The sequence below is a fragment of the Runella rosea genome (assembly GCF_003325355.1).
Taxonomy (GTDB): domain Bacteria; phylum Bacteroidota; class Bacteroidia; order Cytophagales; family Spirosomataceae; genus Runella; species Runella rosea.
On sequence record NZ_CP030850.1, the window covers coordinates 1,067,912 to 1,083,181 of the forward strand.

Here is a 15,270-nt window from a genome sequence, read left to right on the forward strand (position 1 = left end):
TTTTATTTTCTAATCAAAACCCTAAAGAATATGCAACCACTCCCCATAAAAACAACCGTAGTTGGCTCAATGCCTTTTCCGGGCTGGCTCGAATTTGCCAGTATGAATCTGGACAAATTTGGCCCAGCCGACATTGCCGAAATGATTGACGATGCCGTGATTGCGGCCGTACATGACCAAGTAGCCGCGGGGCTTGACGTAATCACGGACGGCGAACAAACGCGTTTGGACTTTAATCTTTCCTTTTACGGTTTTATCAAAGGGATTGTCAACGACGGCACCGAAACCCGCAAATATGGCCCGCCCGCCCATGACCAAAGGGGCAAAAACAGCATCATTGAGCCACTAACCGCTCCCAAAGGCTTAGGAGTAGTGGAAGAATACAAGCGACTGAAACGCCTCGCTCCCGAAGGGCAACGCATCAAAATGTCTATTCCAGGTCCGTATACGCTTTCAGGGCGACTCAATCCTGGAGGGCTGTACAAAGACCGTTGGGAAGTAACGGAAGCTATTTTACCGTTGGTTCGCAAAGAAATTGAAGACCTGGTGGCGCTCGGTGTACCCGAAATCTGCGTCGACGAACCTTCCATGAGCTGCTACGCGTACCGCGAAGATACCCAGCGTTTTGTGGATATTTTTAACCGCACTGTGGCCCCTGGCGTGGGCAAAACCCGCCTTTCAATGCACCTTTGCTTTGGAAATTACAAAGGCCGGTCGGTGGGCAAGAAAACCATTGCGCCCATGTTGCCTAGCTTTTTGGACATGACCGTGGACGAACTCCACAGCGAAATGACGGTACTCAACTTTACGGATGTACATTTATTGGAGCGCTTCGCCGAGAAATTTGACGTTGCCGTTGGCGTCATTGATGTAAAAAGTTACTACATCGAAACTGCCGAAGATGTAGCAGAGCGCATCCGCAAGGTGTTGCCGTACGTCCCTGCCGACAAACTCGCCGTGGCACCCGACTGCGGCATGAGCCAAACTGCCCGCTGGGCTACCAAACAAAAATTGAAAGCCATGTGCGATGGGGCAAAGTTGGTAAGAGCCTCTCTATAAAAATCTTTTCCACGCAGCTACATACTCGCTGCGTGGAAAAGATAAAGGGTTTATTTACAGATTTTTCCAGAAAGCCTTCTCCAGTTTTTTATCGCTTGCATACGAAGACGGCGCAGCATTTTCGCGGGCTGGTAACGAACTGCCAATCAATTGATAAAGCTTTGTTTCTAAGTTTTTTTTCTCCGTTTCGGTGAGGGGTTTATCGTTTGCCAGTTTCTGCAATGAACTTAAAATCGACCAGTTTGACAACCGACTATTCATCACTTTTGAGGTCAATAAATTACCTAATTCGAGTACTTTTTGTTTTTGAGAACCTTTAATCTTTTGGTTTTCAGACTCCTCAAGAATCCCTAGCACCTCCGAAACCAAACGTTCGACCTGTTGTTTTGAATAGTTTTTTTCACTCCTGTACGCTTCGTTGTAGTTTTTCAATTCTCCCGTCAGGCGCTTTTCACTTTCTTTGATGGGTGGCGGGTCATAACTTGTTTTTTTGACAAAGGTCCTTGCCCGGTGCTGCGCAGATTTCAAGTATTCCAAGGCTTTTTTCTCAAACGGAATGGCCTTTTCTGGCTCGTACAACCGCAAATGCAGTTCCGACTGCCACATTTGTTCCAACGCCATTTTCAAGAGCGAGCGCGTTGATTGTTCATAAAACGTATTGGCTTCCCCATCGTCGTGGGAGTGAACATACTCTTCCAAAATCGAAGCTACGGGGTCTTTTTCTTCCGTTTCGCTTTTTGCACCTCCCCCATGATTATGCCCCTCATGCGAATTCCCGCCCGATTCGCCCCCAGGTTCGCCCGTATCATGGGCGTGTACAAAACCATGCAATAATGCAAACCCCACGACGGCATCGCCGTCATTGTCTTTGGGCAAAGCATTTCCTCCACCGATAGAATTCTCAAATTCTTCCCCCAAATATTGTCCATAGCGCAAACGAAGGGCTTTTTGGTCAAATCCGATTTCGTTAGAAGTGCTGTTAAATTCTTTGGCCGTTGCTTTCTTTCGTTTGGCAATCAGCTTCTCGGTATCAATGATAATTTGCCGCTGACTTCTAAAATATTCAGGCAAAATATTCATCGCCATGGTCGCCAATTCTGATTCTTCCACGTTGGCAGTATCTTTGTAAACGACAAAATAAGTGTCTGACTTTGAATAGTTTGGTTCAGGGCGTTTGTTATCAATCGCCGCCCAATAGTAATACAACTCATCGCCCGGTGTAAAATTAAGGGCTTTTAGGTCAATGTTTTTGACGATGTTTGTTTCCTTAAAATTAGCTTGACTAATGGGCAGTTTTACTTCCCTGAATTTCACATTTTCACCCGACCCTCTGGCTACCGTAGCCACGATAAACGCCTGTTGGACCGCAAAATCATCCGATATTTTGGCCGAAATCTGAAGGGTTTTAGGGTCTTTCAAGAAATGATATTGGTATAATTCCTTGGAGGCAGGTTCAATCTTGGGGGCCAAATCAGGAATTGCTTCTAGGCGATAATAGTCTGATTGATAGACCAATGAGTCTTTCCAATACGCCTTGATACCGTACAACCCTGAATTGTACAATTGGTCGCGGTATTCAAATTGATTCCCCACTTTTTTAAAGGGTAATTCTTCTCCTCGGTTATTCGTTAATTTAATCGCCACATTTTGCGAATAACTAAACGACACTTGCCATATCAACCCCGAACCACTGATGGAAGATGCGTTCAAATCCGTTCCTTCCCGAATGGGTAACTTGGTATACGCGGGCGGTGTAACAATCAGTTTGGCCGAAACCAACGAGGGGACTACAACTTGATTTTCAAGTACTTGTCCTTTTGTTACGTCATCAACTAGGTCCTTAAATTTATCTTTTTTCAGCAACGGCAATCCAAACCTCAAACCCAGACAAACCAAAAACAGGGTTACAAAAACCCACAAGTGAGATGGTAAAACACGGGGTGTTTTTTGGCCTTGAATTTTTTCGGCTAAACGTTCCAATTGTAATTGCTGTGCGACATTAGGCCGCTCTATTTCAAGCAATTGCAGGCTATACTCGGTGTCGTGAAGGTTCTGATGAATGAATTGAATTGCCTCGGTCCGCTTGCTTTGAAAAAGCCCTTTCCAGTACGCAGTCACCACAAATACCGCCAAAGCCGCAAGCGCAGGCACCACGACCGTGGATGTGACCAACGAAACCACTAAAAAAGCCGAACCCGCCAGCAATGCGCTCATCAGCAACACGCCAGCGTAGAGTTGGTAAGTTACCCAAATGATGATTTTACGGAGATGATTCATGCGTTTTTTCGGATGGCTAACCAACGTTCAATGCCCAACATAATGATAAAAAAAAGAAAAATCCATTTTGAAAACTGCACCCCTTCTGCTTGATTCACCGCGAGTTGACTTTTAGTATCTAACGTTTTAAACAAGGCTTTAATTTGCTGATTGCTTAATGATTTCGAAGAAGGATTCAGTTGAAAATGACTCACCAACACTTCACCCAACCATTCGGGGAGCCGCCCATTTGTAAGCATTTCCTCCGAAAATTGCGCCGTTTTCCACTCTCCATTTATCGGGATGTGGTTTTCACTAGAAAAAATAAAACGCGTTTTGGTTGAAAAGACTTTCGCATCAGGCGGTAGTTTGCTATCCGTAAAAACCCAGTCGTACTGTTTTTGCAGTTTTAATTTTTCGTCAATCGAAAACGCTATTTGGTACACGTCCGTCAATGCTTTCAACGCGGCCTGAATGGCCTGCTTTTCGGTCTTATTTTGGAGAGCGACCAACACATTTACCAAATTGTTGGATAGAGGTTGTGCTTCAAATTTTTCATTTGGAGGTAACACCGCCGCAACCGTCAATTGATTGGCTTGATTAATAAACAACTTATGTTTGCCGGCAAATTCCAAGTAGGGTTTGGTTGTATTTAGAAGCGTATCCACAACGGAATGTAGGGTGAATGTCCCCGGCACATAGATGCTTGGTACTTGACTTAACACCTGACTATTAACCAAATAAATCTCAAATTGCTTCGTCTGTACTTCCCGATTCAATTCATGAACCTTGTTGATACTCGTTTGTAATTCCAACGGATGAATCGACCCCGAATAGGTTAGGGAGGCCATGTCGTTTAATGACTCCAATGTTGCCCCAATTTTATATATTTTTTCCCCTTTTTTGAGGGCTTCTTCTAGTTCAAATTTATAATTGTCAACCACCAAAGGATTCAGTTGTACCAAGTGGATTTTTTGAGGATTCTGAGTGCCTGTTGCCCAATGCAGGATAGGTTTTGCTAATAAAAAAGCCAACATCAATACTAATAAACACCTGATTATCAACAACAAAATATTGTCTAGCCGAATCCCTCGTGAGGGTTGTAAGTCCTTCTCCGTCAGCCACTGCGTAGCAGCCCAATTGAGCAATTGTCCCTTTTTCTGATGCCAAAAATGGAGGGCGATAGGAATTCCGACCGCTAAACTTCCCCACAACATCAAAGGGTTTAAAAATTCCATTTATATTATTCTTTTATGTTTCCTGCCCTAAAGGACAGGACAATTCAGAAATTTATCATCAAACTTTTCTCATTCTCAACGCCTCTGAAATCACCGACGCAATGGATTCGTGCAAAGTAGTCCGAATCAAATGCACGTGCGGGATTTGTAAGGCTTCGTCTAAATCGGCCAAGTAAACGGCGGCTTTTTTTTGAACTTCTTCTTTAATTGTCGATGCTTCCAGTTCCATTTCTTTTCCCGTTTCCAAATCCTTGAACCGATAAAAACCATTTAGGTTGAAATGTAATTCTTCGGCGCCAAGTACTTGAAAAATAAGAATTTCGCGACGCGGGTTTGCTACACTCTGAATGAGTTTCATCCATTCATCATTCACCTGCAGGAAATCAGACGCAAATACGAACAGCTCCTTTTGTTTTTGTTGAAAATGCGGAAATTTAGGCTGTTCGTTCTGCCACGTTCCAACTGCTTCAGCTTTTTCTAACTCGTACAAAATCCGTTGAAAAGCCTGCTTTCCTGCGGGAACGAGGGTTTCTAAGTCTCCATTTTGCAAGGCATACAAACTCATCTGGTCACTTTGTCGGTACCCCAAATACGCCAACGAGGCCAGCAGAATCTTACAATAATTTAGGCGGCTGATATTTTTTTCAGCATAATTCATCGACCCCGACAAGTCCAATACAAACCGAATATGGAAATTACTTTCCGTGGCGGATTCTCGTACCAAATGTTTTTGGGTACGGGCGTAGAGTTTCCAGTCGATGCGTTTAGGATCGTCACCGGGTTCATAGTGGCGATATTGCTCAAATTCAATCCCAATCCCCGATCGTTTACTGCCATGTATCCCCAACATCAGCTCTTCACTGACCAGTTTCCCCGCGATTTGAAGGTTATTGAGTTTGATGAGTTCGGTAGTGAGCATAGCTATCCTTTCAACAATTCTGCCACCACATCATCCGTTGTGATATTCTCGGCTTCTGCCCTGAAATTGAGCGAAATACGGTGACGCAATACAGGATACGCCAATATCTGAATGTCTTCGGGGATAACCGAAAACCGTTGGTTCAACACCGCCCGGGCCTTGGCGCAGAGAATCAACGCTTGCCCCGCCCGTGGCCCCGCCCCCCATCCGCACCATTTTTTGACAAAGGCCGATGATGTAGTAGCCGGACGCGTGGAACGGACCAATTGATTCACTTTGACAATCAATTCGTCGCTGATATGAACCTGACGTGTCAGTTTCTGTAAATCAATAATTTCTTGGTCCGTAAGAATGGTTTGAAGACTTTTACTGCCAAAACCAGTGGTATTTTTCAACACATCTAATTCCTCCTGTTCGGACGGATAGCCCAGCTTGATATACAACAAAAAACGGTCAAGTTGGGCTTCGGGCAGCGGGTAAGTACCCGCCTGTTCGATAGGGTTTTGGGTAGCAATAATCAGAAAGGGGCGCGGTAAGTCGTAATTCATACCCGCATAAGTCACTTTGTACTCCTGCATTGCCTCCAACAACGCCGCCTGCGTTTTGGGCGGCGTACGGTTGATTTCATCGGCCAAAACGATGTTGGCAAAAATGGGACCTTGGTTAAACTTAAAAAACTTTTTGCCAGTTTCGTGGTCTTCCTCCAAAATCTCGGTCCCGATGATGTCGCCCGGCATTAAATCGGGGGTAAACTGCACCCGTTTAAATTTCATTTCGAGGGCTTCGGCCATCGTTTTTACCATGAGTGTTTTGGCCAATCCCGGTACGCCTTCCAGCAAACAATGTCCACCAGCGAGTAGTGAAATCAGAATTTCATTGATTACTTCCTCTTGCCCGACGATTACTTTGCCAATCTCTTTTTTCAGGTGTGGTAGTTTCGATACCAGTGTTTTATAGTGGGTTAAGTCCTGCGTTTCCAATGCTTAAACGGTTGTTAATGCGTAACTAATAATGTTTACTCCAAATTTTGTATTGTCTTCGGCCAACCAACGCTTATTCCTAAAATCATAATCCCACTCGCAGCCGTAATCTTTATTGCTGTACAAAACCCCGATTCGTCCGTTGATTTCGATGGCTTTCAGGTAATCATGGACCAAATCATCGCCCCACCCGTTGAGTTCGAAACTCGTCGTAGGCGGGCCTTCAAAATGAAAAAACGAATGGTAAATGGGATGATTGTTGGGGATTTTCTGCAAAGCCTTCGGCCCAAAAGTGCGCGCCATTTCCTGCTCAAAAGACTTAGCAAACAGCCCGTCGATATCATGATTACAATCATCCACAAACACAAAACCACCGTTTTCAACGTATTTTTTAAAATGGTCGCGTTCCTGACTGGAAAACTCCACCAATTTATGTCCGCTCAAATAACAGAAAGGGCTTCTAAACAACTCAGTACCCGTCAATTGCACAATTTTTTCTTTTTCATCAATCGGAATGGTAGTATACTCCACCAACGAATTGAGGAGATTGGACGGCATCCGTTGGTCGGTGTCCCAATCTCCAGAAGCATACTGAATCCGGGTAAAAAAAAATGGTCTCATGCGTGGAAAAGATTAAACCTCATTTCCCAACCCCTTCTCCTTCAATAAGGAGAGACTGATATACCCCTCTCCTTGATAAGGAGAGGGGCAGGGGTCAGGTTGTTATACCGCGTCGGAAAGGGATGAAAATGTAAACTCCCTGATTTTCATCGGAGGCAAGATATAATTTTGGTCTGATTCCGTACTAACGACCCGCTCAGGAATCCCTAAGGTTTCAAGATTATTCAGCATGATGATTGGACTTTCGTTGAAACGGAAGTTTTTGATAGGATATTTGATTTTCCCATCTTCGATGTAAAATGTCCCGTCGCGGGTGAGGCCCGTCAACAACAGTGTTTGAGGGTCAACGGGACGGATGTACCAGAGTTTGGTGACCAAAATACCGCGTTTGGTGCTTTTAATCATCTCGTCCAAGGTCGCCGTTCCTCCTTCCATAATCATGTTATTTGGGTTTGGAACGGGTTTCACCCCTTTTTTCTGCGCCCAAAACCGAGAATAAGAAAGGTTTTTTACCACTCCTTTGTCAATCCAAAGCGTTTTGGCCTGCGGTTGTCCATCTCCCGACCATGCCGCTGCGGGCAAGTCAGGATGCGTTGGGTCAGAATAAAACGTAACGCGCTCATCTACAATCTTTTCTCCCAGCTTAGTTTTCCCACCTGGTTTGCTAAAGAACGAGCGCCCTTCGTCGGCACTGCGGGCATCCATTCCAAAAAAGATACTTTCGACCAATACCGCCGCCGCCGTTGGCTCTAAAATCACGGTGTATTTTCCTGGCTCAAGCGCCTTTGCGCCTTTGGAAGCCAACGATTTCTGAACGGCAATTTTGGTAGCCGCCGCCGTATCCAGTTTATTGAAATCATTGTATCCTTTGGCTACGTAGCCCGAGCCCGTTCCGTCGTCAGTTCTGACCGTAAGCGAAAAGTTAACGTTTGTATTTTTGTAATACGCAAACAGACCTTTCGAATTCATCATGGCGGTAAACCCTTTGCGGTCTTCCATAAACCCCGCCGCCGCAAGGCCCTGTTTACTCGATAATTCGAGGCTTTTCGCTACTGCTTCGGCCCGCTTGTCGGGGGTGATGCTGGCGGTAGATTCAAAATAACCGTTGGATTTAATGTATTGCTGCGGCTCCATGACGCCCACGTGTTCGGGGTTTTCGGGCGCAAGTCGGGCCAATTCTTCAGAGCGGCGCACCACTTTTTCGAGCGAGGCATCGTCAAATTCATCGATAGAAGCCACGCCTACTTTTTTGCCGAAGGACGATTGGACCGAAATATCTTTGTTGGTCATTGCTCCACTGGTGGAGACTTCGTTGCGGGCGTAGCGCAGATTGCCGCGTATTTCGCCCAGCAGATTCACTTCACATTCATCCGCTTTTGAAAAGCTCAACACCTTTTGTAGCAAGGCCTTGGCTTCCGCTTCAGTTAATATAACTGCCATTTCTTTTGATGTTAATTGTTGGAGATGAGGTCAATGCTTAAATTTTACGAGCGGTGTTAATGACATTTACACCGTTAAAACGGGCCGTTGAGCTACCGTGCGATACCGCACTGACTTGCTGCGGCTGGCCCTTCCCGTCAAAGAATGAACCGCCCAAACGATAATCTCGCTCGTCGCACACTTTTACACAAGAATTCCAGAATTCCTGCGTATTTGACTGGTATGCCACATCTTTGAGCATTCCCGCAATTTGACCGTCCTTGATTTCGTAGTACAACTGACCGCCAAACTGAAAATTATAGCGTTGCTGGTCAATTGAAAACGAACCGTCTCCAATAATATAAATCCCTTTTTTCACATCCTTAATCATTTCACTGACCGAAAGGGGTGTTTTCCCCGCCGCCAAAGAAACATTGGCCATGCGCTGAAACTGCACCGAGCCCCAACTGTCGGCGTAGCAACAGCCTTGTGATTCTTTTTCTCCAATGATGTGTACTTGGTCACGAATGGCTTGATAATTGACCAAAGTTCCCTCTTTTACCAAATCCCATTGCTTGGTTTTTACGCCTTCGTCGTCCCAACCAACAGCCCCCAACGAGCCTACCTGGGTTTTATCGGCAAAGAGATTTACTTCTTTGCTACCATAATTGAAGTTTTTGCTCTGCCATTTATCCAAAGTAGCAAAACTGGTCCCTGCAAAATTGGCTTCATACCCCAACACGCGGTCGAGTTCGAGCGGGTGTCCTACTGATTCGTGAATGGTCAGCCACAGGTGAGACGGATCCAGCACTAAGTCGTACTTACCTGCTTCCACCGATTTGGCCGCAAGTTTTTCTTTGGTTTGTTTGGCCGCCGAAATCACATCTTCCAGCATATCATAGCCCTTATTATAGCGCGTCGTGATGCCAGTTACTTTGTCTTTAGGGTTGGATTGTAGGTATTCATACCCCATTCCAACGGGGGCGCTCAACGCCTGACGTGTTTCAAACTTACCCGTTTTAGGGTCGATGGTGGTCACCGAAAAAATAGGCCAAATCCGGTGAATGTCCTGATCAATGTAGGACCCGTCGGAAGACGCAAAGTATTTTTGCTCATTGACCATAAACAACACCGAGTTCACGTAATTAGCGCCGTTTTTTAGAGCAGCATCGTTGACACCCAACAGCAAATCTACTTTTTCTTTGATGGGTACTTCAAAAGAATTACGTTCGATGGGCGCTTTCCAGCTTACTTCACCGTAGCCTTTTTGGGGAGCCAACTGCACAGGTTGCTTCATCAATCGGGCATTGGCTTTGGCGATGGCCACGGCTTCTTCGGCCGCTTTGGCGGTATCGTCTTCGGTCTTAGCGTCTACCACCGCCGCAAATCCCCAGCAGCCATTGGCAATGACCCGTACGCCTACCCCGTAGGATTCGGTGTTGACGATGTTCTGTACTTTGTCTTCGCGGGTAATCACAAATTGACGCAGATAGCGGCCAATCCGTACATCGGTGTAAGTAGCGCCTTTGGATTTGGCGGCGTTGAGGGCAGCATCGGCCAGACGCTTTTTGAGGGCAACATCAATGCCGCCTTCCAATAGGGCTTCGGGAGAAACTGAATTCCCCACAATCGGGATATTGGGCAACATCATTGCGCCAAATCCCATGCCCGACAGTTGCATGAAATCTCTTCTTTTCAAGGCTTAGTTTGTTTATAGATGGTTGTATGGGTAATTGAAAAGACGTTTGAAATTGAATCATATTTAATTCAATTTCAAAAATCCTGATAAATATAGTCTTAATTCTCCCCCAGACAGGGGGATTTTGATGAACGGCAAATGAAAGTGAACAGCTTAAAGTCTGACGATCGTCAGACTTTAAGCTGTTCGTCTGACTACTGGCAATAACTTAACCAGCAAATTCCTTTAACCTTTACACTCAACTAGACTGCGTCAGACAGACTTGTAAAGGTAAAATCGCGGATTTTGAGCGGAGGAATCATGCTTCCGTTCACGCGGGCGGGCACGCCCATCGCTTCAAGGTTGTTGAGCATGATGATTGGGCTTTCGTTGAAACGGAAGTTTTTGACGGGGTATTTGATTTGTCCGTTTTCAATATAAAACGTCCCGTCGCGGGTAAGCCCGGTGTATAACAAGGTTTGGGGATCAACGGCACGGATATACCAGAATCGAGTCACCAAAATTCCCTTTTGGGTTCCTTTAATAAGGTCTGCTAGCGATTGCGTACCACCCGCCATAATGAACCCCTGCGGCGGAGCCACGGCTTTGACACCCTGTTTTTCGGCCCAATAACGCGAATACGCCATATTCTTAACCACGCCTTTGTCGACCCAAGTCACTTTTTCTTGCGGGCGACCGTCCAGTGAAAAACCTGCTTTGGGAATATCGATGTTGGTCGGGTCGGAATAAATAGTTACGCGCTCGTCGAAAAGCTTTTCTCCCAACCGCGTTCCGCCGCCTTTTTTGCTCAAAAAGCTGCGACCTTCGTCGGCATTACGGGCGTCGATGCTGCGCATCATGTTCTGAATCAAATCAAGGGCAGCGGTAGGCTCCAGAATGACGGTATATTTTCCAGGCTCAAGGGCTTTGGCCGACACCGAGGCCATGGCTTTTTGCATTGCAATCTCCGTCGATGCTTTGGCGTTAAGCTTGGCAGCATCATTAAAATCGCGGGAAACGTATCCTGAACCCGTTCCATCTGCCGAACGAACGGTGACGGAAAAATCGACCGACGTGGATTTGTTGTAGCCAAAAAGGCCTTTGCTGTTGCCCATTGCAAAAAAATCAGTGGTATCTTCCAGATAACCCGCCGCTGTTAAATTCTTTTTACGACAAGGGTCGATGCTGTCAAATGCCACTTTTGCCCGGTATTCGGGGTTAATATCGGCTGTACTTTGCAAAAAAGTATTGCTTTCCAAATAGGTTTGCGGCCCTAGCATCGGCACATATTCGGGATTTTCGGGCGCTAATCGGGCAATTTCTTCGGCCCTTCGCACCGTTTTTTCCAGCGATTTGTCATCAAACTCATTGATGGTCGATGTGCCCGAGCGTTTGCCATATACGGCCGTTACTGACAAAGACAAGTCGTACGACTCACCGCTGGTCGACACCGTATTACGGGCATAGCGGATGTTTCCTGTGCGGCTGCCCGTCAGGTTCACGCTCATTTCGTCGGCTTTTGAATAAGCCAACACTTTATCTATGATTTTTTTAGCTTCTTCTTTCGTTAAAATAGCCATTGTTGATGTCGTGGTTTAATTATCCGATTTTTCTGCCCGTATTGATGATATTCACGCCGTTAAAACGCGTTGTCGAACTTCCGTGCGAAACCGCACTCACCTGCGAAGGTTGCCCTTTGCCGTCAAAAAACGACCCGAACGTACGATAATCATCCTTGTCACAAATCTGCACGCACGAATTCCAGAACTCTTGCGTGTTTGACTGGTAGGCTACATCATCCAGCATTCCCACGATTTCTCCGTTTTTGATTTCGTAGAAAAGTTGGCCACCAAACTGGAAGTTATAACGCTGTTGGTCAATCGAATACGAACCACGACCAATAATGTATATTCCTTTTTCAACGCCCTTAATCATTTCCTGAACGTTGAGTTTTTCTTTCCCGGGGCGCAGCGACACGTTGGGCATCCGCTGGAATTGTACCGAATTCCAGTTGTCGGCGTAGCAGCAACCGTGCGAGGCGTTTTCGCCCAAAATATTCACTTGGTCACGAATCGCCTGATAATTCACCAAAATACCGTCTTTAATCAAATCCCATTCCTTGCACGGAACGCCTTCGTCGTCGTAGCCAACGGTTCCTAAAGTGTAGGGTTGGGTTTTATCAGCCACGATATTGACCTGCTTGCTGCCATAATTGAAACTCTTGGTTTTCCATTTGTCCAAAGTCGCAAAACTGGTTCCTGCGTAATTGGCTTCGTACCCCAACACGCGGTCCAGTTCAGTCGGGTGACCTACGGACTCGTGAATAGTCAATCCCAAGTGATTTGGATCCAGCACGAGGTCATACTTACCGGGCATGACCGACTTAGCGGTCATTTTTTCTTTGGCTTGTTTAGCCGCCATGATGGCATCTTCAACCATATCGTACGAGTTGCGGTACCCGACCAGCCCATTCGGCCCCGCGATTTTTTCGCTGGCCAAACCGTCAAGATATTCGTAACCCATACCCATCGGTGAACTGATGGCGTCACGACTTTTGAATTTACCCGCTTGTTTATCAACGGCCGTTACGGTAAAAGTTGGCCAAATACGGTGAATATCTTGGTCAATGTACGACCCGTCGGAGGAAGCAAAATATTTTTGTTCATTGACAAAAAACAGGTTGGAAGTGACAAAACCCGCGCCGTTTTTCATTGCCTCACCGTTTACTTTCATCAACAGGTCAATCTTTTCCTGAACCGGAACCTCAAAGGCATTTTTCTTGATGGGCGTTTTCCACGTCACCTCCCCCACTCCTTTTTGCGGAGCCAACACGACCGGCTCGGTCTGGATTTTTGAATTCGCTTTTGCAATGGCTACGGCCGTTTCGGTACATTTGGCAATGCCCTCGTTGCTCACATCACTCGTGGCGGCAAATCCCCAAGTTCCGTTGGCAATTACGCGAATTCCTACGCCGTACGATTCCGCATTAACGATATTCTGAACCCTGGTTTCACGGGTAAAGAGGTATTGTTGAAGATAACGGCCAATGCGAACATCGGTATAAGTTGCCCCTTTCGACTTGGCCACGTTGAGGGCCACATCGGCCATCTTTTTCTTAATGGCCGCATCGACGGCAGGTTCGAGCAGCTGCTCAACGGGAACCACATTGCCCAAAACGGGAATGGATGCTCCCATCATAGCCCCCAAGCCCATGCTTGACAACTGAATAAAATCCCTTCTTTTCATGCTTGGTCTAGTTTTGATGAATAGTTGTAATCGGTTGAAGTGAAAAAACTTCTTACCATCGGTTAGAACGTAACATTCAAAAATAAGGAAATTATAAAACCAGCCTACTATTCCGCGACAAATTTGCTTTTTTAAGCGACGTTATCGAAAAGCCAATGCAAAGCGACAAAATTTTCGACGCTGAGTCCGCAGACGCGCAGTCCGCAGACGCGCAGTCCGCAGACTCAGCGTCTCTACCTAAAATTATCCATTTTGAAAGGCTTTGTAATCTTCAGGAGTATCCAAATCTATTCTTCCCGCCTCAAAAGTCACGAGGTACGCTTCGTCCAAATGATTCATTACAACGGGTTTCGCCCCTTTATCGCCCGTCAGGGTCAACAGTTCGTCAAACATTTTACGGTCAAACAAGGCAGGAACGCCAATCTGGTCGCCGTACTTACAAGCAACAATCGGCGGTTGTTTTTCTTCATAAATTTCTACCATCCGCTCCAACAGCGACACCGACAGATAGGGCTGGTCGCACACCAAAATTAGTACGGCATCTACGTCTTTGTAAGTCATATACAAACCTGCCATTCCCATCTTCACCGACGACGACATCCCTTCAGCCCACATGGGGTTATCAATGACGGTCAGCGGCAGATTAATGATTTCGGGGACAATTTGAGCTTTATTGGCCCCAATGACTAATACAACAGGATAACAATCAGTTGCCAAAGCTACTTCTGCCGTCCGACGCAGGAGGCTTTTCCCGTTAATGTCCAACAGTTGTTTAGGCGAGCCCATGCGCTTGGATTCGCCAGCCGCCAATAATATAATCCCAATCTTCTTCAAATGTATATGTACGTTAAAGTGTGTCAATTTTAAGAACGTATGCGAGGCATAGAGCCTCGCATACATTAAATATCGTCCATGATGGATGCCCAATCGTAGCCGACTTCTACCAAAAACAGCCCACAGGCAGGCGCTTGAGCTGCGGCATTTTTACGGTTCTTGGAAATAATCAACTGTTCAAAATCCGCGTACGACTTTTTTCGTTGCCCAATTTCCAACAAAGTACCCACAATGGCACGCACCATACCGCGCAAAAAACGATTGGCTTTGATATGAAATATCAGTCCCAAACGAGTTTTCTCCCAATAGGCGTGCTCAATGCTACACAAAAAGGTTTTGACATCGGTATGGATTTTACTGAAACATTCAAAATCGGTGTATTGAAGCAATAATGCAGCGGCCTCATTCATTCGCTGAACATCCAACTCGGGTCGAAATACGTGGGCTAAATCGGTAAGAAAGGCGTTTTTTTGAAAAATAATGCGGTATTCATAACAGCGGTGCGTAGCGGCAAACCGCGAATGCACATCGGGTCTGACGGCCACAATTTTGGGAACGGCAATGTCTTTAGGCAAAAGACTATTCAGCCCCAACGCCACGCGGTCGGGAGCGGCAATGGGATTTTCTACGTCAAAGTGCGCAAATTGCTGCTCAGCATGGACGCCCGCATCGGTTCGACTACTGCCGATGATTTCAACAGGCTGACGCAGGATAATTGCCAACGCTCGCTCAAGTTCTTCTTGCACGGTATTGCCGTTGGGTTGCCGTTGCCAACCGTGATAATTTGTTCCTTTATAACTTACTTCTATAAAATAACGCATGTGCAAAGATAATTGCTAAAACAGATTGGCAGGGGTGAAAAGGAGGTATTGTTTAAACTTTCAGAAAGTTGGCGTAACTTTGCAAACTTCACAATAAATGAAGGCGCATTCCTGTTAAGATTTAAAAAGTTAAGATGAAGTATCGTTTTTGGGGTTTTATTGGCGTATTTATAAGTATATGGGGGTGCAAAACGTCCAA

Annotated in this window: 12 protein-coding genes; 1 reads left to right on the forward strand and 11 read right to left on the reverse strand. The window is 45.9% G+C overall.

Features of this window, described 5'->3' with window-relative positions; translation table 11 throughout:
* Positions 1-30 precede the first annotated feature (30 nt).
* Positions 31-1,059, forward strand: coding sequence for a cobalamin-independent methionine synthase II family protein (locus tag DR864_RS04600; RefSeq protein WP_114065851.1), 1,029 nt, complete (start codon positions 31-33; stop codon positions 1,057-1,059).
* 54 nt (positions 1,060-1,113) lie between these two features.
* Here DR864_RS04600 and DR864_RS04605 read toward each other — a convergent pair whose 3' ends face one another.
* The 11 genes from DR864_RS04605 to truA all read right to left on the reverse strand — a co-directional run bounded on the left by DR864_RS04605 (position 1,114) and on the right by truA (position 15,071).
* Positions 1,114-3,336, reverse strand: coding sequence for a hypothetical protein (locus DR864_RS04605; RefSeq protein ID WP_114065852.1), 2,223 nt, complete (start codon positions 3,334-3,336; stop codon positions 1,114-1,116).
* Positions 3,333-4,553 carry a BatA domain-containing protein gene (locus DR864_RS04610; RefSeq protein ID WP_114065853.1) on the reverse strand — a complete coding sequence of 407 codons (1,221 nt, stop codon included), beginning with the start codon at positions 4,551-4,553 and terminating at the stop codon, positions 3,333-3,335. The genes DR864_RS04605 and DR864_RS04610 overlap by 4 nt, the downstream gene beginning before the upstream one ends.
* Before the next feature lie 58 nt (positions 4,554-4,611).
* Positions 4,612-5,472, reverse strand: a complete 861-nt coding sequence (locus tag DR864_RS04615) for a DUF58 domain-containing protein (protein ID WP_114065854.1) — start codon at positions 5,470-5,472, stop codon at positions 4,612-4,614.
* A gap of 2 nt (positions 5,473-5,474) precedes the next feature.
* Complete coding sequence (locus DR864_RS04620; protein WP_114065855.1) at positions 5,475-6,452, reverse strand: AAA family ATPase; 978 nt, start codon at positions 6,450-6,452, stop codon at positions 5,475-5,477.
* 3 nt (positions 6,453-6,455) lie between these two features.
* Entirely contained in the window at positions 6,456-7,073 is a 618-nt protein-coding gene (locus DR864_RS04625) for a DUF4159 domain-containing protein (protein WP_114065856.1), read from the reverse strand.
* A gap of 102 nt (positions 7,074-7,175) precedes the next feature.
* Positions 7,176-8,513, reverse strand: coding sequence for a TldD/PmbA family protein (locus DR864_RS04630; protein ID WP_114065857.1), 1,338 nt, complete (start codon positions 8,511-8,513; stop codon positions 7,176-7,178).
* A gap of 37 nt (positions 8,514-8,550) precedes the next feature.
* Positions 8,551-10,191 (reverse strand): TldD/PmbA family protein, encoded by a 1,641-nt coding sequence (locus tag DR864_RS04635; protein WP_114065858.1) that lies wholly within the window; start codon positions 10,189-10,191, stop codon positions 8,551-8,553.
* 242 nt (positions 10,192-10,433) lie between these two features.
* Positions 10,434-11,750, reverse strand: coding sequence for a TldD/PmbA family protein (locus tag DR864_RS04640; protein WP_114065859.1), 1,317 nt, complete (start codon positions 11,748-11,750; stop codon positions 10,434-10,436).
* Positions 11,751-11,769: 19 nt separating this feature from the next.
* On the reverse strand, positions 11,770-13,416 hold the full coding sequence (locus tag DR864_RS04645; RefSeq protein WP_114065860.1) for a TldD/PmbA family protein: 1,647 nt from the start codon (positions 13,414-13,416) through the stop codon (positions 11,770-11,772).
* Positions 13,417-13,659: 243 nt separating this feature from the next.
* On the reverse strand, positions 13,660-14,250 hold the full coding sequence (locus DR864_RS04650) for a nucleotidyltransferase family protein (protein WP_114070148.1): 591 nt from the start codon (positions 14,248-14,250) through the stop codon (positions 13,660-13,662).
* A 65-nt stretch (positions 14,251-14,315) separates the two neighbouring features.
* The gene (gene truA, locus DR864_RS04655) at positions 14,316-15,071 is read right to left on the reverse strand and encodes a tRNA pseudouridine(38-40) synthase TruA (protein ID WP_114065861.1); all 756 of its coding nucleotides are present in this window, start codon (positions 15,069-15,071) and stop codon (positions 14,316-14,318) included.
* Positions 15,072-15,270 lie beyond the last annotated feature (199 nt).